This window comes from Dietzia sp. IBK-p2-16D, assembly GCF_057773085.1.
This window is the reverse complement of the sequence record NZ_JBYMTL010000003.1, coordinates 230,545-250,212: the sequence shown is the minus strand read 5'-3', so window position 1 is coordinate 250,212 and position 19,668 is coordinate 230,545. Positions and strand designations below refer to the sequence as shown.

General features: G+C 72.3%; 17 protein-coding genes. 12 read left to right on the top strand and 5 right to left on the bottom strand.

Translation table 11 applies throughout. From position 1 onward, the window contains the following. Positions 1-13: 13 nt before the first annotated feature. Both AC3DE3_RS09120 and AC3DE3_RS09115 read right to left on the bottom strand, forming a co-directional pair. Positions 14-700: a TIGR03089 family protein gene (locus tag AC3DE3_RS09120; RefSeq protein ID WP_488369750.1), complete on the bottom strand. Its 687-nt coding sequence runs from the start codon at positions 698-700 to the stop codon at positions 14-16. Positions 701-738: 38 nt separating this feature from the next. Then, positions 739-2,307 carry an LCP family protein gene (locus AC3DE3_RS09115; protein ID WP_488369749.1) on the bottom strand — a complete coding sequence of 523 codons (1,569 nt, stop codon included), beginning with the start codon at positions 2,305-2,307 and terminating at the stop codon, positions 739-741. Between the two features lie 111 nt (positions 2,308-2,418). On the opposite strand from AC3DE3_RS09115, the gene AC3DE3_RS09110 reads away from it, so the two are divergent. Both AC3DE3_RS09110 and manB read left to right on the top strand, forming a co-directional pair. Next, complete coding sequence (locus AC3DE3_RS09110) at positions 2,419-3,297, top strand: glycosyltransferase family 2 protein (RefSeq protein WP_260486942.1); 879 nt, start codon at positions 2,419-2,421, stop codon at positions 3,295-3,297. Positions 3,298-3,391: 94 nt separating this feature from the next. Then, positions 3,392-4,507, top strand: a complete 1,116-nt coding sequence (manB, locus tag AC3DE3_RS09105) for a mannose-1-phosphate guanylyltransferase (protein ID WP_260486941.1) — start codon at positions 3,392-3,394, stop codon at positions 4,505-4,507. Positions 4,508-4,777: 270 nt separating this feature from the next. Here manB and AC3DE3_RS09100 read toward each other — a convergent pair whose 3' ends face one another. Both AC3DE3_RS09100 and cofD read right to left on the bottom strand, forming a co-directional pair. Next, complete coding sequence (locus AC3DE3_RS09100) at positions 4,778-6,211, bottom strand: coenzyme F420-0:L-glutamate ligase (protein ID WP_260486940.1); 1,434 nt, start codon at positions 6,209-6,211, stop codon at positions 4,778-4,780. Continuing rightward, positions 6,208-7,260, bottom strand: a complete 1,053-nt coding sequence (gene cofD, locus AC3DE3_RS09095) for a 2-phospho-L-lactate transferase (protein ID WP_488369748.1) — start codon at positions 7,258-7,260, stop codon at positions 6,208-6,210. Before cofD ends, AC3DE3_RS09100 begins: the two co-directional genes overlap by 4 nt. 312 nt (positions 7,261-7,572) lie before the next feature. Here cofD and AC3DE3_RS09090 point away from each other — a divergent pair, with 312 nt between their 5' ends. Further along, positions 7,573-7,884, top strand: coding sequence for a WhiB family transcriptional regulator (locus AC3DE3_RS09090; protein WP_067712264.1), 312 nt, complete (start codon positions 7,573-7,575; stop codon positions 7,882-7,884). A gap of 323 nt (positions 7,885-8,207) precedes the next feature. On the opposite strand, the gene AC3DE3_RS09085 is transcribed toward AC3DE3_RS09090, so the two are convergent. After that, a complete protein-coding gene (locus AC3DE3_RS09085) occupies positions 8,208-8,705 on the bottom strand; it encodes a metallopeptidase family protein (RefSeq protein ID WP_396119810.1) in 498 nt (165 codons plus the stop codon). Between the two features lie 191 nt (positions 8,706-8,896). Here AC3DE3_RS09085 and AC3DE3_RS09080 point away from each other — a divergent pair, with 191 nt between their 5' ends. From AC3DE3_RS09080 to AC3DE3_RS09040, 9 genes are all read left to right on the top strand, one after another. After that, positions 8,897-9,409 carry a DUF3499 domain-containing protein gene (locus tag AC3DE3_RS09080; RefSeq protein WP_260486938.1) on the top strand — a complete coding sequence of 171 codons (513 nt, stop codon included), beginning with the start codon at positions 8,897-8,899 and terminating at the stop codon, positions 9,407-9,409. 93 nt (positions 9,410-9,502) lie between these two features. After that, a complete protein-coding gene (locus AC3DE3_RS09075) occupies positions 9,503-10,879 on the top strand; it encodes a phosphomannomutase/phosphoglucomutase (RefSeq protein WP_260486937.1) in 1,377 nt (458 codons plus the stop codon). Continuing rightward, positions 10,872-11,966 carry a hypothetical protein gene (locus AC3DE3_RS09070; protein ID WP_260486936.1) on the top strand — a complete coding sequence of 365 codons (1,095 nt, stop codon included), beginning with the start codon at positions 10,872-10,874 and terminating at the stop codon, positions 11,964-11,966. The genes AC3DE3_RS09075 and AC3DE3_RS09070 overlap by 8 nt, the downstream gene beginning before the upstream one ends. A 4-nt stretch (positions 11,967-11,970) precedes the next feature. Next, complete coding sequence (manA, locus tag AC3DE3_RS09065) at positions 11,971-13,191, top strand: mannose-6-phosphate isomerase, class I (RefSeq protein ID WP_260486935.1); 1,221 nt, start codon at positions 11,971-11,973, stop codon at positions 13,189-13,191. Between the two features lie 80 nt (positions 13,192-13,271). Beyond that, the gene (gene ahcY / locus AC3DE3_RS09060) at positions 13,272-14,738 is read left to right on the top strand and encodes an adenosylhomocysteinase (RefSeq protein ID WP_260486934.1); all 1,467 of its coding nucleotides are present in this window, start codon (positions 13,272-13,274) and stop codon (positions 14,736-14,738) included. Between the two features lie 14 nt (positions 14,739-14,752). Then, positions 14,753-15,442 carry a dTMP kinase gene (locus AC3DE3_RS09055; protein WP_488369747.1) on the top strand — a complete coding sequence of 230 codons (690 nt, stop codon included), beginning with the start codon at positions 14,753-14,755 and terminating at the stop codon, positions 15,440-15,442. A gap of 85 nt (positions 15,443-15,527) precedes the next feature. Continuing rightward, a complete protein-coding gene (gene mtrA / locus AC3DE3_RS09050) occupies positions 15,528-16,208 on the top strand; it encodes an MtrAB system response regulator MtrA (RefSeq protein ID WP_396119002.1) in 681 nt (226 codons plus the stop codon). Further along, complete coding sequence (gene mtrB / locus AC3DE3_RS09045; protein ID WP_488369746.1) at positions 16,205-17,932, top strand: MtrAB system histidine kinase MtrB; 1,728 nt, start codon at positions 16,205-16,207, stop codon at positions 17,930-17,932. Before mtrA ends, mtrB begins: the two co-directional genes overlap by 4 nt. Then, positions 17,929-19,668, top strand: coding sequence for an LpqB family beta-propeller domain-containing protein (locus tag AC3DE3_RS09040; protein ID WP_488369745.1), 1,740 nt, complete (start codon positions 17,929-17,931; stop codon positions 19,666-19,668). Before mtrB ends, AC3DE3_RS09040 begins: the two co-directional genes overlap by 4 nt.

The following is a 19,668-nucleotide window of genomic DNA, read 5'->3' as shown; positions in this document are numbered from 1 at the left end:
CGGATTTCGTGTCTCAGAGGGTGAGCGTGGTGCGCTCGGTGGCCGCGACGTCGGCGACCGAGGGATCGTCCGCCTCGGCCCCGGTGACGAGGACCGCCGTGCCCCCGGAGGCGAACAGCCGGGCCAGGACCCGCACCACGTCGTCCCGCTCGGTGCCCGCCACGAGAGCACGGCCGGCCAGCGCCGGGTCCGCCAGGTCGGCCAGCGGTGCGCCGTCCAGGGCGAGCGGGCCCCGGCCCGAGGGTGCGAAGGCGTCCGGGTGGATGCGGCAGGCCTCGGCGAGGTCGGTGACGCCCGGGGGGATCTCGATGCCGGAGGCCGCCAGGGGGCGGCCCATCGGGTCCGTGGTCATGAGGAGGGTCTCGACGTCGGTGGGGTGGCGGTCGAGGCGCTCGGGGACGGTGACGACGACGACGGCGTCCTCCGCGGCCCCCGTGCTCACCTCCGCGCCCGCCCACCAGGCGCCCAGGAGGACGCCCGCGGTGAGCCAGTGGGCGGGCAGGTCGCACACGATCACGTCCCCCGGCATCACCCCGAGTTCGTCGCGCAGGAGTCCGGCGATCTTCGCGGCCCAGTTCGCCGTCGAGGTCACCGACAACTCGACACGCGACGGGGCGGCCTGGTCGTAGTGGGTGACCATGGGGGAGCCCGGGTCGAGCGCGAGGAGCGGCTGGAGGACGGTGTCGGCTGCGGTGTTCACTCTGGGCCTCCGTTGGCGTGGTCGGTCGACGTGCTCGGTCAGTTGACGCAGGGTACGTCCGAGCCGCCCGCGTCGAAGGTCGGGCGTTCCGCGATGGACGGCGGCAACGGCGCGTAGGTGGTGGTGGCGGGGGAGGCGGACTCGACACCCGCGGCCTCACTGGTGGGGCCGCTGTAGTCCTCGGCCAGGACGACGCGGACGGTACCGGCGGGCAACGCGGGGTCGACCTGCACCGGCAGTCCGCCGAGGGCGTCCGACACGGCGAAGGCGGCCTCGTCGTCGGCGGAACCCGCGGCCACGTGTGAGGTGTACGCGGCGGCCGGGTCGGTGAGCAGGTCGCCCGCCGTGTAGCCGAGCTCGGTGAGGGCACCGGAGACCTGGGCGGCCAGGCCGTCGATGGCAGTGGTGTTGACCACGGACACCGTCACCGCTGCGGGGTCGAGGACCGGTTCGCCGGTGGGGGTCTGTTCCGGCGCGTCGGCCGCGGCGTCGTCGCCCTCGGTGCTGGCGAAACCGGCCACGAACTCCGTGACCTGTTCGGGGTCGGCGGTCACGATGGACTCGCCCCACTCCGTGAACGAGTCGATGCTGGTGACCGGGATGGTCTCGAACCGCACGTTGCCGCCGCTGATGTCCTGGAGCTTCATGGCGAAGTCGACGAAGTCCCAGTTCTCGTCGATCACGAAGGACCGCTTGGCCGCGTCGACCAGCGCACCGAGCTTCGAGGGGTCCGCCAGCGTGCCGGCGGAGAGGATCTTCTTGACGAGCTGGGACATGAACGCCTGCTGGCGCACGATGCGATCGAGGTCGCCCGCGGGCAGATCATGGCGCTGGCGCACGAAGCTCAGCGCGTCGGACCCGGAAACCGTCTGGACCCCGGCCCGGAAGTTCGCGCCCGACAGCGGCTCGTCCACGGCCTCGTTGAGGCAGACGGGGACGCCGCCGACCGCATCGGTGAGCAGGACGAAACCCAGGAGCCCGATCTCCGCGTAGTGGTCGGCCTGCACTCCGGTGAGTTCCTGGACGGCGCCGATGAGCCCGTTGCGTCCGGCCTTGACCGCCGCGCGTTGGTCCTCCTCGGTGAGTCCGCCGTCCGGGGCGTCGGCCACGGAGCGCTCGAGGTAGGCCTCCTTGTTGGCCGCGTAGACGCCGTTGATCTTGCTCCCACCGACCGAGCTGGTCTCCACGTACACGTCGCGGGGGATGGAGACGGCGGTGGCGGAACTGCCGTCCTCGGGGATCCTGATGAGCAGGATCGTATCGGTGTTCTCGCCCTCCTCCTCGCCGGTCCGGATCGTGGCGAGCTCCTCCTGGCTGAGCGGATTGCCCTGGGCGTCGGTCCGGTTGTCGGTGCCCACGAGCAGGATGTCCACGGCGCCGTCGAGGCCACCATCGCCCACGTCGAGACCGCCCGCGGAGGTCAGGTCCGAGGCGAGCCCGTTGAACAGGGTCCATCCGACGCCGGTGACCAGGAGGCACAGCGCGGAGACCAGAGCCGTCACGACGCGTCCGATCCGGGACGCGATCGGGCGGGCAGGAGTGGCGTGACGCCTGCCCCGCGCCCGACCGGGGGCGCGACGGGGAGTCGCTGGCAGCTCGGCGCTCATCCACCGTCCTTGTCGTCGAGTAGGGCCGCTCGAGGCCGCCGATGATGTTCAACGGTACCGCGCCGCGCGCCGGGCGTCGGAATCCACGGGGTGCGTCGTAGGGTGTTGCGCGTGACGACCCGACTACCCGTCGTGACGGTGACGTATTCACCGGGCGACCACCTCCGCAGCTTCGTCGAGACCCTCCCCGCGGCCACGGCCCGGCCGGTCGGGCTGGTCATGGCGGACAACGGGTCGACCGACGGGGTCCCGGAGGCGGTCGCGGCGGAGTACGGATTCGCCGAGTTCTTCCCGACCGGCGGGAACCTGGGCTACGGAACCGCCATCAACCGCGCCGTGACGGAGATCGCGGGTCGTCCGGGGGAGTTCGACCAGGAGTTCGTCCTGGTGGTCAACCCGGATGTGACGTTCGAGCCCGGCTCGGTGGACGAGCTCCTCGCCGCCGCCGAACGCTGGCCACGGGCCGCCGCGTTCGGTCCGCGGATCGCCGAGGCCGACGGGTCGGTGTACCCGTCCGCCCGGGCCGTGCCCCGCCTGGGTGCGGGCATCGGACACGCCCTGCTCGGCCAGGTGTGGCCACGCAACCCGTGGACGGCGGGGTACCTCGACGACGCGGACATGGGGACGGAGCGGACGGCCGGGTGGCTGTCGGGCTCGTGTCTGCTGCTGCGCCGCGAGGCGTTCGACGCCCTGGGCGGGTTCGACGAGCGGTACTTCATGTACCTCGAGGACATCGACCTGGGCGACCGTCTCGGCAGGGCCGGGTGGCAGAACGTCTATGTCCCCACCTCGGTCATCCGCCATGACCAGGGGCACGCGGCGAGGACGGTGCCGGAGTTCACCCTCCGCGCGCACCACCGCAGTGCCTACCTGTTCCAGGCGGACAGGCACCCGCAGGCCTGGCAGGCACCGATACGCTGGGCCCTGAGAGTGGGCCTGGAGCTGCGGTGTCGTCTGGCGGTCCGCACCGCCCGGCGCGCCGCGGGTTGAGCCCGGCACCCACGACAGAGTCCATCCCACCCGCCCCCGGAGCAGCGCGAGCGCGCCCCCGCCCGCGGCCCGACGACCCCCAGGAGCGTTCATCGTGACCTCGACGACCCCCGGCAGCGCCACCGCCGGCGACGACCTCATCGCGGACACCGAGGCGGTGGTTCTGGTCGGCGGAAAGGGCACCCGGCTCAGGCCCCTGACGATCTCGGCGCCCAAGCCGATGCTGCCCACCGCGGGCCTGCCCTTCCTGACCCACCTGCTCTCCCGGATCCGGGCGGCCGGCATCCGTCGGGTCGTGCTGGGGACCTCGTTCAAGGCCGAGGTGTTCGAAGAGTACTTCGGGGACGGTTCGGCGCTGGACCTGGACATCTCTTATGTCGTGGAGACCGAACCCCTGGGGACCGGCGGCGGCATCCGCAACGTCCTGTCCGAGCTGACCGCCTCGACCGTCATGGTGTTCAACGGCGACGTCCTCGGCGGCACCGACCTGCGGGAGATCCTCGCACTGCACCGTGAGAAGGACGCCGACCTGACGATGCACCTGGTCCGCGTCTCCGATCCGCGCGCGTTCGGCTGCGTCACCACCGACGACGACGGCCGGGTGCAGGAGTTCCTCGAGAAGACCCAGGATCCGCCGACCGACCAGATCAACGCCGGCTGCTACGTGTTCCGCCGCGAGCTCATCGAGCAGATCCCTGATGGGCAGCCGGTCTCGGTCGAGCGTGAGACCTTCCCCCAGCTGCTGAGCGAGGGCAGGCGGGTCTACGGGTTCGTGGACTCCGCCTACTGGCGGGACATGGGTACGCCCGAGGACTTCGTACGCGGTTCGGCGGACCTGGTGCGGGGGATCGCCCCGTCGCCGGCGCTCGACGGCCACGCGGGGGAATCTCTGGTCCACGAGGGTGCCGGGATCGGGGCGGGTGCCGTCCTGGTCGGTGGCACCGTCGTGGGACGCGGCGCGGAGATCGGGGCCGGCGCCCGGCTGGACGGCGCGGTCGTCTTCGACGGCGCCCGCATCGAGGCGGGGGCGACCGTGGAACGCTCGATCGTCGGGTTCGGCGCGAGAATCGGCCACCGGGCGCTCATCCGGGACGGCGTGATCGGCGACGGCGCGGTCATCGGCGCCCGCTGTGAACTCCTCCGTGGTGCCCGCGTGTGGCCGGGTGTCGAGATCCCCGACGGCGGGATCCGCTACTCCACGGACATGTAGGCCCGGCCGGCCTTCGCCGCCCATCCGATGTCGCGCTGCCTATCGAATCCGGCAGGTGGCGCGACATCGGATGGGTGGCGCTGATGCCGGCTGGCGCTCACCCGGCTGGCGCTGATGCCGGCTGGCGCTCACCCGGGTGGCGCTGATGCCGGCCGGCGCGATTGCCAGCCGGCGCGCAGTTCGATGCGTCACGCCCGTTCCGGCCGGCGGCACGGTTCCAGCCAGCGGCGCGAATCCGGCCGGGGGACCGGTCGGCGTGCGGCTACCGACTCACTCGATCGTCAGATAGGCGTCCCCGGCCGGCCGCGGCTCCCGCGGCGGGACCGGGTCGGCCGGAACGCCCACCGCGACCGCGCCGAGTGGTCGCCACGAGGCAGGCAGTCCGAGCTCGCGGCGGGTGGTCTCGGCGGCGAAGATCGTCGACCCCACCCAGCAGGAGCCCAGGCCGCGCGCGGCCAGCGCCACCAGCAGCGACTGCACCGCCGCGCCGCCGGCCACGGTGAACATCGTCTCCTCGCAGGCGGCCCGCCGGGCGTCCGGGTAGTCGTGCGCGCCGGCGGAGTCGTCGACGAACGGCAGGATCAGTTCCGGGCAGGTGCGCAGCAGATCGCCGCGCCCGAGTCGGCGGCCCAGGATCTCGCCGGAGTGCCCGTCGGCGCGCAGGTCGCGCTCCCAGTCCGCGCGGAGGGCGTCCAGCAGCCGCGCGCGGGCGTCGCCCGAGACGCGGACGAAGCGGATCGGCGTGCTGTGGTGCGGCGCGGGGGCGGTCAGCGCGTCCGCCACGGCTCCGGCCAGCAGGTCCGCGTCGACGGACTCGTCGGAGAACCGTCGCACCGAGCGGCGGGCGGGCACGGCCTCCCGCCGCCCCTGCGCCACGGCTTCGGCGGTGCCCAACCGGAACAGATCGGCGGAGCCGTCCCTGACCAGGTCGCGGGCCCGCCGGGGGACGTTCACGTCGTCGTCGTCGTCGTCGTCGCCATCGTCGTCCAGCAGCAGGTGCGCCACCCCGCGCACCACGGCGACCGGTCGGGCCCCGAGCTTGCCTTTGACCAGGTCCGCGGCCGAGGCGATCTCGTCGGCCACGGCCACGTCGGTCACCAGCAGTTCGTTGCCCTGGCGGTCCACGGCGCCGTCGTAGCCCACCGACACCCGCAGCCCGGCGGCGCCGATGGCCATGTCGATCTGGCCGGTGCGCCAGGCCCGTCCCATGGTGTCGGTGACGACGACGGCGAGGCGCGCGCCCGTGAGGCGGCGCAGGTCGCGGGCGAGGGAGGCGGCGGAGGCGTCGGGGTCCTCGGGCAGCAGGGCGAGCTCGCGGGCCTCGACGTTGGATCCGTCGACCCCGGCGGCGGCCTGGACGATCCCCAGCCGGTTCTCCGTGATGAGCGTGCGGTTGACGCGCGCCACCACGCGGACCGACTCGGCGTCCACGAGCCGTCGGCGCAGGGCGTCACGCTCGTCCGGGTCGGTGGGGGCGGGCACGATCCGCCCCTCGGTCTTGGACAGGACCTTGGAGGTCAACACCACCACGTCGCCGTCGACGAGGCCGTGCGGGTCGGCGGTGAGCGCGTCGGCGAGGATCCGCGCCAGGTCGTCACCGGGCCGGAACTCGGGCAGTCCGTCGGGGGCCCACATGACCACGTCCGCGGGCGCGGCGTGCTCGACGGTCCAGCGACGGATCTCGGGGAGCGCGCCGTCGGTCATCGGTCGGTCCGGCCGGGGACCTCGAGGCCGGCCAGGTCGATCGCGGCGGCGACCATGTCCGCGGTGGCGTCGGGATCGGTCATGAGCAGCGGGACCTCCCGGATCGCGACACCGTCGACCGCGCCCGAGCCGTCGGTGGGCGCGTCGCCCGGGGCCACGAGCCAGCCGTCCAGCAGGCCGGTGCCGGAGCGGGCGCCGTAGTGGCGCGCCACGGCCGTCGCGGAGGTCTCCACGCCGATCGCCGTGAGGCACGCGTCCGCCATGCCGCGCAGCACCGCCCCGCCGATCACGGGGCTGATGCCCACCACGGGGGCCGGGGTGGACCGCAGCGCGGCGCGGATCCCGGGGACCGCGAGGATCGCGCCGACGGAGACCACGGGGTTGGAGGGGGCGACGACGACGAGGTCCGCCGTGGAGATGGCCTCGAGGGTCTCGGGGGTCGGCGCGGCGGCATCGGCCCCGATCTGTACGAACGCCGAGGCCGGCAGTTGGGCCTTGTGCTTGACCCACCACTCCTGGAAGTGGATCGCCCGCGGGCCGGACCCGTCCGCCTCCGGGCCGTTCCCCGTCGCGTCGGGGGTGCTGCCGGTCACCACGACGTGCGTCTCGCAGCGGTCGTCGGTCACGGGCAGCAGGCGCACGCCGGGGGACCAGCGGGTGGACAGCGCCTCGGTGACGTCGGTGAGGCGGTACCCCGCGCCGAGCATCTGCGTCCGCACGAGGTGGGTGGCCAGGTCCTTGTCGCCCAGGCCGAACCAGTCGGGCTGCACGCCGTAGGCCGCGAGCTCGTCCCGACAGTTCCACGTCTCACCGGCGTGGCCCCAGCCTCGTTCGGGGTCGATGCCGCCGCCGAGGGTGTACATGCAGGTGTCGAGGTCGGGGCAGATGCGGACCCCGTGCATCCAGGCGTCGTCGCCGACGTTGACCACCGCGTCGATACGATGCTCCGAGCGTGCACGGGCGGACTCGTCGTCCAGTCCGAGTAGCCGGCGGGCGCCGAGCAGGAAACGGGCGCCACCGACGCCGCCGGCCAGAACACAGATCTTCACACCGTCGAGAGTAGTGACGGTGCGTGCGGAGCCGTCCCGGTGGGCTGCCGACCGGAGCGTGCCCGTGTCCTACGCCACATCCGGAGCGGCGTGTCACCGGTCATAGCGGGCGACGAAAATGGTAGGTCTCGCCGATTTCGCTTGACCTGAGCGTCTTGCATGTGTGTAATCACAGGTGTGTCATTCCCTGGTGGGTGACGGTAAATGTCGCACAGACATCAGACAGGCCGCGATTCGACGAGGCTCCCTCAGCCCCGTCGGCGACGGGCCCTCCACCGCGGACCATCGCGGACGAACACGTAACACGAAGGGATGACCGTGGATCGACAGTCACGCACCGTCGCGGGACCCGAGCTGGCCCTGGTCGACCTCGGTGTCTCCGGCCTGTTCGTCGAGGACGAGCAGGAGAGCTGGCAGGAACGGGCTCTCTGCGCGCAGACCGATCCGGAGGCGTTCTTCCCGGAGAAGGGCGGCTCGACCCGCGAGGCCAAGAAGATCTGCACCGGCTGCGAGGTCAAGGCCGAGTGCCTCGAGTACGCGCTGGCCAACGACGAACGGTTCGGCATCTGGGGCGGGCTGTCCGAGCGCGAGCGGCGACGCATCAAGCGCGACGCCGTCATGTGACCCCCGGGCGGCTCCTCCTCCGCCCGCACCCCGCACCCCGCTTCCCGCCCCTCGTATCCACCGCCCCCGGCGAACTCCCGTCGAACACGCCGCCCCTCCCACGCCTGACCGTCCGGCACCGGGCGGTCAGTTCTCGTCTGCTGGGTCCTCGATCGGCCCGGAGCCCCGCCCGGCGCCCCGCCCGCGGCTACGCTGCCGCGTTGACCTGTGATGGCGGAATGTACGCAGACGCCCGGGTTGCGCTGCGGGTATGGACCATTCAGGGTGCGCAAGCCGACGGGCCCCGGCCCCGGCCTGCGGGTCCCCGTGCCCGGGCCCGCGGGTCAGCTCTCGTCGGGGCCGGACTCGACCTCGTCCGGAGAGATCTCCAGGTGCTGGGAGACCAGCTCGACCAGGACCGAGTAGATGAGATCCCGGAGGTCATCGCTGTCCGGCGCCCGGCGGGACAGGGGCTTGCGGAACAACACCAGCCGCGCCCGGGTCGGCTGCCCCGAACGGTCGACGCCCGCCGGCACCAGACGCGCGAGCGGGACGTCGCCGTCGGCCACGACCTCCTCGGGCCACGTCTCACCGGGACGCAGCCGCATGCGCGGCACCATGTCCACGGCGAGATCCAGGTGCACCAGTCGCGAATGCCAGTGCTGGTCGATCTCCGCGAACGCCTCCAGTGCGGCGGCGTCGAACTCGGCGGACCGGCTGCGCCACCTCGGAACCTCCGGGGGCAGGATCGGGCCGCGGGGACCGTGACCGCGTCTGTCCGCGCGCCGGGAGGTCACCACTCTCGGGCCGCGACGGCCCGGGTCCCCGGGGAAGTCGCGCACGGAGATCCGACTGCCCGCGCACACGTCACTCTGGCCCGCGCCGGGGATCGCGGTGCCGGTGGGCGGTCGTCCGGGTACCGGGGCGGCGGGGGTCATGGCGCGAGAATAGCCCCGTCCGCGGCGGGCGCGTCGTACCGGCGTGGGCGGGTCGCGGCCCACGCGTCCCGGCTGCGGGACTACCCTGGGGCCTCGTGAGTGAGAACCGTCGTTGCTGCCGTCCGGGATGTCCCAACCGCGCGGTCGCCACGCTCACCTACGTCTACGCGGACTCCACGGCCGTCATCGGGCCGCTGCCCGCGGTCCGGGAGCCACACGCCTGGGATCTGTGCGCGGCCCACGCGCTTCGCATCACCGCCCCCCGTGGCTGGGACCTGGTGCGACATCCGGACATCGACACCTCGGCCGAGGACTCGGACCTCACCGCGTTGCTCGACGCGGTCACGGGCGGACCCGTGGGTGGACGCAGGACCGGCGCGGCGCTGGTCGACGCCGACCGCCTGCGCCGCCTCGGTGTCTCCGATCCCGGTCCGGTCCTCGACGACGCCCGTACCCGGATCGCGGCCGGACCCGGATCCGCCGCGGGCTCGTCGGGTGCGACCGGGCGTCCCCACCTGCGGGTGGTCCCCGACATGGGCCCCGCATCCGACACCGAGGCCGGTGGGTCCGGCGAGGGCCGACGCGGGTCGGGCCCGTCCCCCCGCTGAGCCGCGGCCCGCGAGGGTGGTCCGCCGCGTGAGCGGCGCGGGTAGTGTCGGGCACGATCCCGACCGACCCCGTCTCACACCCTGGAGCAACACGTGGCACGTAGCGCCGAGTCCGTCCGAGCAGTCATCAAGGCGTACGACGTCCGTGGTGTCGTCGGTGAGCAGATCGATGAGGACTTCGTCCGCGAGGTCGGAGCGTCGTTCGCCCGCCTCATGCGGTCGGAGGGTGCGAACACCGTGGTGATCGGCCACGACATGCGGGACTCCTCCCCGGGACTGTCCGCCGCGTTCGCGGACGGGGTCACCGCCCAGGGACTGGATGTGGTGACGATCGGCCTGGCCTCGACCGACCAGCTCTACTTCGCCTCGGGTTCACTCGACTGCCCCGGCGCCATGTTCACCGCCAGCCACAATCCCGCCGCCTACAACGGGATCAAGCTGTGCCGCGCCGGTGCCAAGCCGGTCGGGCAGGAGTCCGGTCTGCGGACCATCGCCGACGAGGTCATCGAGGGGGTCCCCGCACACGACGGTGAGCCCGGCACCGCCACCGAGCAGGATGTCCTCGACGGCTACGGCGAGTACCTGCGCGGGTTGGTCGACCTCTCGGGAATCCGTCCGCTCAAGGTGGCGGTGGACGCCGGTAACGGGATGGGCGGCCACACGGTGCCGGCCGTCCTGGGCGGCCTCCCGCTCGAGATCGTCCCCCTCTACTTCGAACTCGACGGCAACTTCCCGAACCACGAGGCCAACCCCCTGGAGCCGGCCAACATCGTCGACCTGCAGGCGCTCGTCAAGGAGAGCGGGGCCGACATCGGCCTGGCGTTCGACGGCGACGCCGACCGGTGCTTCGTCGTGGACGAGCGCGGCGAGCCCGTCGCGCCGTCGGCCATCACCGCCCTCGTCGCCCAGCGGGAACTGGCCAAGGACCCGGGTGCCTCGATCATCTACAACCTCATCACCTCCCGCGCCGTGCCGGAGCTCGTCGAGGAGAAGGGCGGTGTCGCCGTCCGCACCCGGGTGGGCCACAGCTTCATCAAGGCCCAGATGGCCGAGACCGGCGCCGTCTTCGGCGGCGAGCACTCCGCGCACTACTACTTCCGTGACTTCTGGGGTGCCGACTCCGGCATGCTCGCCGCGATGCACGTCCTGGCCGCCCTGGGTGGGCAGGACGGAACCCTGTCCGAGCTCATGGCCGAGTACACCCGGTACGCCGCCTCCGGGGAGATCAACTCCACGCTGGATTCCGCCGAGGCGCAGACCGAGCGCATGGAGGCGGTCCTCACGGCGTTCTCGGACCGGGCCGAGTCCATCGACCGGCTCGACGGTGTGACCGTGGACCTCGGTGACGGGTCGTGGTTCAACCTCCGCGCCTCGAACACCGAGCCGCTGCTGCGCCTCAACGCCGAGGCGCCGACCAGGGAGGGCGTCGCCGCGGTGGTCGACGAGGTCCTCGCGATCGTCCGTGCCTGACCTGACCAGCGACACCGGGGCGGGACGGGTCGATCTCGACGACTCCGAGGCGCTGCGCGCGGCCGACGCCACGGGGGCCCTGCTCCACGCGTCGATGGCGGGTGCCCAGCTGCGCACCGTGGCCACCGCGGTGGACGGCGGGGCGCTCGACGCCCTCGACCGGTTTCGTCCGCGCGCGGTGGTCTGGGTGTCCGGACGGTCCGACCGCGCACGCCACGCGGCGGGGGTGGTCGCCGCCCTGGCGGAGATCGTCGGCGGCCCGGCCGTCCCCCCGCTGGTGCTCGCGCGCACCCTTCCCGCGTGGGTGGGGGCTCTCGACGTGGTCCTCGTCTCCGGGGACGACGCGGGCGACCCCCGGCTGGTGACCGCGATCGACTCCGCCGCCGGCCGCGGTGCGACCGTCGTCGTGGACGTACCCCGGGAGGGACCGGTGGCCGAGTCCGGCCGCGGCCGCGCCACGTGGCTCGAGCCGCTCCCGTACGTGCCGCCGTACCGTGGCGTGCTGCGCCACCTGGCGGCCGGGATGGCAGTGCTCGCCGCGCTGGGCGCCCAGGGCCTGGACGTGGCCGCCGCCGCCGACGCCGTCGACATCGAGCTCGAGGGGCTCGGCCCGGAACTGGCCACGCCGGTCAATCCGGCGAAGCTGCTCGCGACATCGGTGGCGGGCCGTGACCCGCTCGTGTGGATCCACTCGGATCCGGTGTCCGCGGCCTACTGTGACCGTGCGGTCGCCGCGTTCTGCGACGCCGGCAGGGTCACGGCGGCGTCCTCGGTCCCGGACGCGGTGCGTGCGCACGCCGAACGGGCCCAGGGGCGTCCCCCGACGGATCCGCTGGCGAGCCTGTTCCACGACGAGGAGCTGGACGGACCACGCGACGATCTGCCCGTGAGGTACGTCGGTATGGTGTTGGGCGCGGACGAGGAGATCGTCCGGCTGGCCGCGGGCCCGCTCGCGGATGTCGAGTGGATCACCGATCGCGGTCGGGACACGGCCGGCGACGCCCCGGCCCCGTTGAGCGGAAAGGTGGCAGCGCTCATGGCCCGCACGGAACTGGCCGCCGCCTACCTCCTCGTCGGAGGTCTGTAGGTCCGTGGTCGCACTCGAACCGGTGGTCCAGGCCTACGCCTGGGGCTCCCGGACCGCGCTCCCCGAGCTGTGCGGGACCACCTCGCCGGCGCCTCACCCGGTCGCCGAGCACTGGTTCGGCGCGCACGACTCCGGGTCCTCGCGGTGCTCCGACGGTCGTGGTCTCGACGCCCGGATCGCCGCCGACCCCGAGCGCGAGCTGGGCCCGCGGGTGCTGGCCGAGCACGGCGGGGGACTGCCGTTCCTGGTCAAGCTGCTCTCCGCCGAACAGGCTCTGTCGCTCCAGGCCCATCCGTCTCCGGAGAAGGCGCGTGAGGGCTTCGCGGCGGAGGACGCGCGCGGGATCGCCGTCGACGCGGCGGACCGCAACTACCGGGACGCCAACCACAAGCCCGAGATCCTCGTCGCGCTCACCGAGTTCCACGCCCTCGTGGGCTTCCGCCCGGTGGAGAGCACGGTGGCCCTGCTCGACGCGTTGGGCGTGCCGTCGCTGAAGCCCTACCGGGACATGCTCGCCGGGCAACCCGACGCCGAGGGCCTGCGGGCGGTGTTCACCACGTTCGTCACCATGCCGCACGTCGTGCTGGCCGCTGTCGTGCCCGACCTGGTGACGTGTGCGGTCGCCTACCTCACGGAGCACGGCGTCGAGGGCCCGTGGTCCCCGGTGGCCGCCACGATCACCGAACTCGCCGAGCGGTACCCGACCGACCCGGGGGTCCTGGGCGCGCTGCTGCTCAACCGGGTCATCCTGCAGCCCGGTGAGGCCGTCTACCTGGGTCCGGGGCAGCTCCATGCCTACCTGCGCGGTGTCGGCGTGGAGGTCATGGCCAACTCCGACAACGTCCTGCGCGGCGGCCTGACCCCCAAGCACGTCGACGTCCCCGAGCTGATGCGGGTGCTCGAGTTCAGCCCACTGACCGATCCCACGGTCCGGGCGGTCGAGGCCGATCGTGGCATCCCCGGGGAGGTCGACTACCCCACGCCGGAGCCCGACTTCGCCCTGTCGCGCATCGACGTGCCAGCCGACGGCGACCCGGCAGCCTGGCGACCGGAGGGGCCCGAGGTGCTGCTGTGCACGTCCGGCGAGGCGATCGTGGACTCCGACGGGACGAGTGAGGCCCTCGCGCCGGGGAGGGCCGTGTGGGTGCCCGCCTCGACCTCCCGGGTGCGCCTGCACGGCACAGGTGGGGCCACCGTGTTCCGTACCCGCGTCGCCGGCGGGTGACGGGGCCGACACCCCGGCAGGTCGTCCCGCTAGTGTGGGGCGGAGTCTTTCGTGAGTCAATGAGGAGCTGGTCGAAGAACATGTCCGCTGATCTGCAGGTTCAGTCCGTCAATGGTGTCGAGTTCAAGGTGGCGGATCTGTCGCTGGCGGAGGCGGGCCGTAAGCAGATCCGTCTGGCCGAGCACGAGATGCCGGGTCTGATGGCGCTGCGTGAGGAATACGCGGCCGAGCAGCCGCTGGCCGGTGCCCGGATCGCCGGCTCGATCCACATGACGGTGCAGACCGCGGTGCTGATCGAGACCCTGACCGCGCTGGGCGCGGAGGTCCGGTGGGCCTCGTGCAACATCTTCTCCACACAGGACGAGGCGGCCGCGGCGGTCGTGGTGGGCCCGGAGGGGACCCCGGAGGCCCCGCAGGGCGTGCCGGTGTTCGCGTGGAAGGGCGAGACCCTCACCGAGTACTGGTGGTGCACCGAGCAGATCATGACCTGGCCGGGCACCGAGCCGAACATGATCCTCGACGACGGTGGCGACGCCACCATGCTCGTGATCAAGGGCAAGGAGTTCGAGCAGGCCGGCGCCGTGCCGTCGGACGACTCGGCCTGGTCGGCCGAGGAGAAGGTCTTCCACGCGCTGCTGCGTGAGTCCGTTCCGGCCAACCCGGGCAAGTACACGGCCATCGCCGAGTCGGTCCAGGGCGTGACCGAGGAGACCACCACCGGCGTGCACCGCCTCTACCACTTCCACAACGAGGGCGTGCTGCCGTTCCCGGCGATGAACGTCAACGACGCGGTCACCAAGAGCAAGTTCGACAACAAGTACGGCACCCGCCACTCGCTGCTGGACGGCATCAACCGCGGAACCGATGCCCTCATCGGCGGCAAGAAGGCCCTGGTCTGTGGCTACGGCGACGTGGGCAAGGGCTGCGCCGAGGCGCTGGCCGGGCAGGGCGCGCGCGTGCAGGTCACCGAGATCGACCCGATCAACGCGCTGCAGGCGCTGATGGACGGCTTCGACGTGGTCACCGTCGACGAGGCCATCGAGGACGCGGACATCATCATCACCGCCACGGGCAACAAGGACATCATCACGTTCGAGCACATGACGCGGATGAAGAACAAGGCCATCCTGGGCAACATCGGCCACTTCGACAACGAGATCGACATGGCCGGCCTCGAGTCCGCCGAGGGCGTCACCCGGATCAACATCAAGCCGCAGGTCGACGAGTTCGTCTTCGACGACGACGGCCGCTCGATCATCGTGCTGTCCGAGGGGCGTCTGCTCAACCTGGGCAACGCCACCGGGCACCCGTCGTTCGTGATGTCCAACAGCTTCTCCGACCAGGTGATCGCCCAGATCGAGCTGTTCACCAAGGCCGACCAGTACCCGATCGGGGTGCACCTGCTGCCCAAGATCCTCGACGAGAAGGTCGCCCGCCTGCACGTGGAGGCGCTCGGCGGGTCCCTGACCACGCTGGCCAAGGACCAGGCCGAGTACATCGGCGTGGACGTCGAGGGCCCCTTCAAGCCCGACCACTACCGCTACTGATCGCAGTACCGGTGATGGCCGCGCGGCTGGTGGTCGTCGAGGGACTCGACGGTGCGGGCAAGAACACACTGACGACGGCGCTCGTCGGCGAGCTCACCGCCCGCGGTCTCTCGGTGGGTCGCCTGGCCTTCCCCCGGTACGGCACGCTGCACGCCGACCTGGCCGCCGACTCCCTGCACGGCGGCCAGGCCGGCCTGGCGGACTCGCCCCACGCGATGGCGCTGCTGTTCGCGATGGACCGGCACGCCGCGCGGGAGGAACTGCTCGAGTTGGGCGAGACGCACGACGTGGTGCTCCTCGACCGGTACGTCGCCTCCAATGCCGCGTACACGGCAGCCCGGCTCGGACCGGACCGTGAGGCCGAGGTGGTCGAGTGGATCGGCACCCTCGAGTTCGACCGGTTCGGAGTGCCCGTCCCCGACCTGCAGGTCCTCCTCGACACCCCCGTGGAGGTGGCCGCCGCGCGCGCCGGCACCCGGGAGGCCGCCGATCCGGGGCGGACCCGCGACCGCTACGAACGCGACTCGGACCTCCAGGCGGCGACCGGCCGGGCCTACCACCGGCTCGCCGCCACCGCGTGGCGTTCGCCGTGGCGCGTGATCGGGGCGGACCCCGACGTGCACGAGTTGGCCGACCTCGTCGTCGTCCCCGCTCCGCACGCCGCGCCGCACCCCGGTCCGGAGGGTCTGCCGGGTAAGGTCTGAGAGTGCAGGAACACGACCCGCGGTGCGTGCCCACGGGGGGTGCGCCTGACGACGCCTACACGACACGCCGACACAAGTGGTGACCATGACCCCGAAGATCCTCGTCGTCGACGACGACGCCGCACTGGCAGAGATGCTCACCATCGTCCTGCGGGGCGAGGGGTTCGAGACCGAGATCGTCGGCGACGGAGTCCAGGCCATCGAGACGTTCCGCGCCGTGCAGCCCGACCTCGTGCTGCTGGACCTCATGCTCCCCGGCAAGAGCGGTATCGACGTGTGCCGTGAGATCCGCGCCGAGTCCCGCGTGCCGATCGTCATGCTCACCGCCAAGACCGACACCGTCGACGTGGTCCTCGGGCTGGAGTCGGGCGCGGACGACTACATCATGAAGCCCTTCAAGCCGAAGGAGCTGGTGGCCCGGATCCGGGCCCGGCTGCGCCGCGGTGAGGACGAGCCCAGCGAGGTCCTGCACATCGGTGACGTCTCGATCGACGTCCCCGCGCACACGGTCACCCGCGACGGCACGCCGATCCCGCTCACCCCGCTGGAGTTCGACCTCCTCGTGGAGCTGGCGCGCAAGCCCCGCCAGGTGTTCACCCGTGAGGTCCTGCTCGAGCACGTCTGGGGCTACCGGCACTCGGCCGACACCCGGTTGGTCAACGTCCACGTCCAGCGCCTGAGGGCGAAGATCGAGAAGGACCCGGAGAATCCGGAGGTCGTCCTCACCGTCCGCGGCGTCGGCTACAAGGCCGGCCCGGTCTCGTGACCACCGCTCGTCCCGACGGCGCGGTGGCGTCCACCGGGGACGAGCGCGACACCCGGGACGTGACCGACTCGTCACCGACCCTCCGGGAGAGGTTGTCCGATCTGGACCCCGCCGCCGTCGGCGGCCGGATCGCACGGCTGTGGCGGCGCTCGCTGCAGCTGCGGGTCGTGACCTCCACGCTGGCGCTGTCGATGGGTGTGATCCTCACGATCGCGTTCATGTTGCAGAGCCAGATGGCGGCCCAGCTGCTGTCGACCAAGCTCGACGCGGCGATGGAGCAGGCCAGCAGGCTCCGCCTCACGGTGCAGGCACAGATCGCCGCCACCGACGAGGGCACGAGCGAACAGTCCCGACTCGACCAGGCGCGCAGCGCGATCAGCGACCGCGGCCTCGCCTCGGGCGGGGACTCCGTCCACGCCGGCACCTTCGACCCGATCCTCGTCGTACCGGACCAGACCGGCCGCGGCCAGGTGGTCAGCCCCGCCGAAGCGCAGGTGCCGCCCGAGTTGCAGTCCCTGGTCCAGCGGGGCCGGATCGCCTACCAGTACGTCACGGTCGACTTCCGCGGCGAGCAGGCCAAGGCGCTCATGCTCGGCACCCCGACGGACTCCTCGATCCCCGGACTGGAGCTGTACCTGGTCTACCCGCTCATCGCAGAGGAACAGACCCTCGGGATCATGCGCGGGATCGTCGCCACCGCGGGACTCGCGATCATCGTCCTGTCCGCGGCGATCGCGTGGATCGTGGCCCGACAGGTCGTCCTACCGGTGCGGCAGGCGGCGTCGATCGCCCAACGCTTCGCCAACGGGCACCTTAAGGAACGGATGGTCATCCGCGGCGAGGACGACGTCGCACGGCTGGCCATGGCGTTCAACGACATGGCGCAGAGTCTGTCCGACCAGATCACCCAGCTCGAGGAGTTCGGTGACCTGCAGAAGCGGTTCACCTCCGATGTCTCCCACGAGCTGCGTACCCCACTGACCACCGTCCGTATGGCGGCCGACATCATCTCCGACTCGGCGGACGACCTCGACGCCCCCACCAAGCGGGCGGTCGAGCTGCTCGAGTCCGAGCTCGACCGGTTCGAGAGCCTGCTCACCGACCTGCTCGAGGTCTCCCGGCACGACGCCGGCATGGCAGAACTCGCGGTGGCCGAGATGGACGTGCGCACCGCGGTCAAGGACGCGGTGGGCACCGTGGCCCACATCGCCGAGGCGGCAGGGGTGGAGGTCGACGTCGACATGCCCGACGAGCCGGTCGTCGCCGAGGTCGACTCACGGCGCGTCGAGCGGATCCTGCGCAACCTCGTGGCCAACGCACTCGACCACAGTGAGTCCAAGCCCGTGAAGGTGACCCTGCGCAGCTCGGAGACCGCGCTCGCCGTCTCGGTGCGAGACCACGGCGTGGGGCTCAAACCCGGCGAGGAGACACGGGTGTTCAACCGCTTCTGGCGTGCCGACCCCTCGCGCGTGCGCCGCTCCGGTGGCACCGGCCTCGGTCTGGCGATCGCCCTCGAGGACGCCAAACTCCACGGGGGCCGGCTGGACTGCTGGGGCAGCCCGGGGGAGGGATCCTGCTTCCGCCTCACCATCCCGCGGCGCCGCGGCGGCACCCTCACCTCGAGCCCGCTCCCGCTCACACCCGAGGACGAGGCCAGGCTCATGCGTACCGGCTCGCCGACCCCCCTCGAGCGGGTCCCGGGGTCCGGGGAGAGCCGGCCGTGACCCGGCCCCGGTTCCTGCTCGTGTCGATGACACTGGCCTGCGCGACCGGGCTGGCGACCGCCGGATGCGCGACGCTGCCCTCGTCGTCGTCCCCCCAGGTCATCGACACCTTCTCGCCGGAGGGCAGCGAGCTGTCGGTCCCCACCCCGGTCCCGGACCAGGAACCGGACCTCCTGGTCCGGGACTTCCTCAAGGCCGCGGCGATGGCCGACCAGCGGCACGCCGCCGCCCGCCAGTTCCTCACCCCGCGGGCCGCGGAGACCTGGGACGACCTCGCCGAGACCGTCATCGTGCTGCGCGCCGACCTCAGCGCCGAGGGAGGCCGGTCGGCCGACCGCGCCGAGTACACGCTGCGAGCGGAGAAGGTCGGCACGCTCGATCCCGGCGGGATCTTCCGGGAGGACGTCGGCCAACTCGAGGTGACGATCGGCCTGACCCGCACGGACGGCCAGTGGCGCATCGACGAGTTGCCACCCGGGGTCGTGATCGAACGCACCGAGTTCTTCTCCACCTACGCCCAGCGGGACCTGTTCTTCCTCTCCGGATCCGGCGACGCGCTCGTCCCGGACCCGCGCTGGACGGCCGCAGACCGCACCGACCTCGAGTACTCACTGGTCAACCTCCTCGCCACCGGCCCCCGCCCCGGGCTGACCGACTCGGTCCTGTCCCGGGTCCCCGCCTCGGTCTCGGTGCGTCCGGGAGAGGACGGGGAGGGTGGCGGATCCTCCGGCACGACGATCGACTTCACCGGGTTACCCGTCCTCAGCAGCCAGGCCACGACGGAGTTCGCCGCGCAGGTCGTGTGGACCCTCGCCCGCGCCGACGTCCCCGGACCGTTCCGGCTCGAGCGGGACGGCGCGCCCCTGGACGAGCGGTACGCGGACGGCTGGACCACCGAGGACGTCCGAGACTTCGACCCGTACCCGCCGGCGGAGCCGATGCGCAACGCCCTCACCGCGGCGGACGGGTTGGTCCGACTCGAGGACGACGGCGCGCGACCGGCCGGGGGGCCCTGGTCGGAGGTCCGCGGGGGTAGCAGCGCGGTGCTGTCCTATGACGGGCGGAACCTGGCGGTGGTGACCGGGGAGGCCGGGGACGGACCGAGCCGGATCCTGGTCGGGGCACTGGACGGCGGGCCCGTCGAGGCCCTCACCGCCAGGACCGTGGCCGGCCCGACGTTCCACCCGGTCACCGGTCGGGCCTGGGTACTGGTCGACGACGCGCGACTGCTCCGGATCGGGATGGGTGAGAACGCCCCGTCCATCCAGGAGATGGACGCCGGACCGATCCTCGCCCTGGGGTCGCGGGTGACCGGGTTGCGCATCGACCAGTCCGGAGCCCAGATGGCCGTGGTCGTCGACGGCAAGGTGTTCATCGGCTCGTTGTCCGCCGAGACCGGACAGCCGCTACCGGGCACGTTCCGTCAGGTCGGCCGAGCTCTGGGGGAGACCGCCTCCTCCGTGGCGTGGCGGGACCGGTCCACGATCGTGGTGGGCCGCGAGACCACCGAGGCCCCCGTCGCGACCGTCTCGGTGGACGGGGCGATCGCCGAACCGCTCTCGCAACGCAACATCTCCGGACCGGTGACCGCGGTCGCCGCGGCCGGGCGCGAGATCTACGTGGTCGACCGACGCTCCCTGCTGCGGCTCGACACCGGGGCCGAGACCGGGGACAGGTACTGGCGGGAGATCTCCGGGCTGGCGGCGATCCGCGCCGACCCGGTGGTCGCGGGCTGA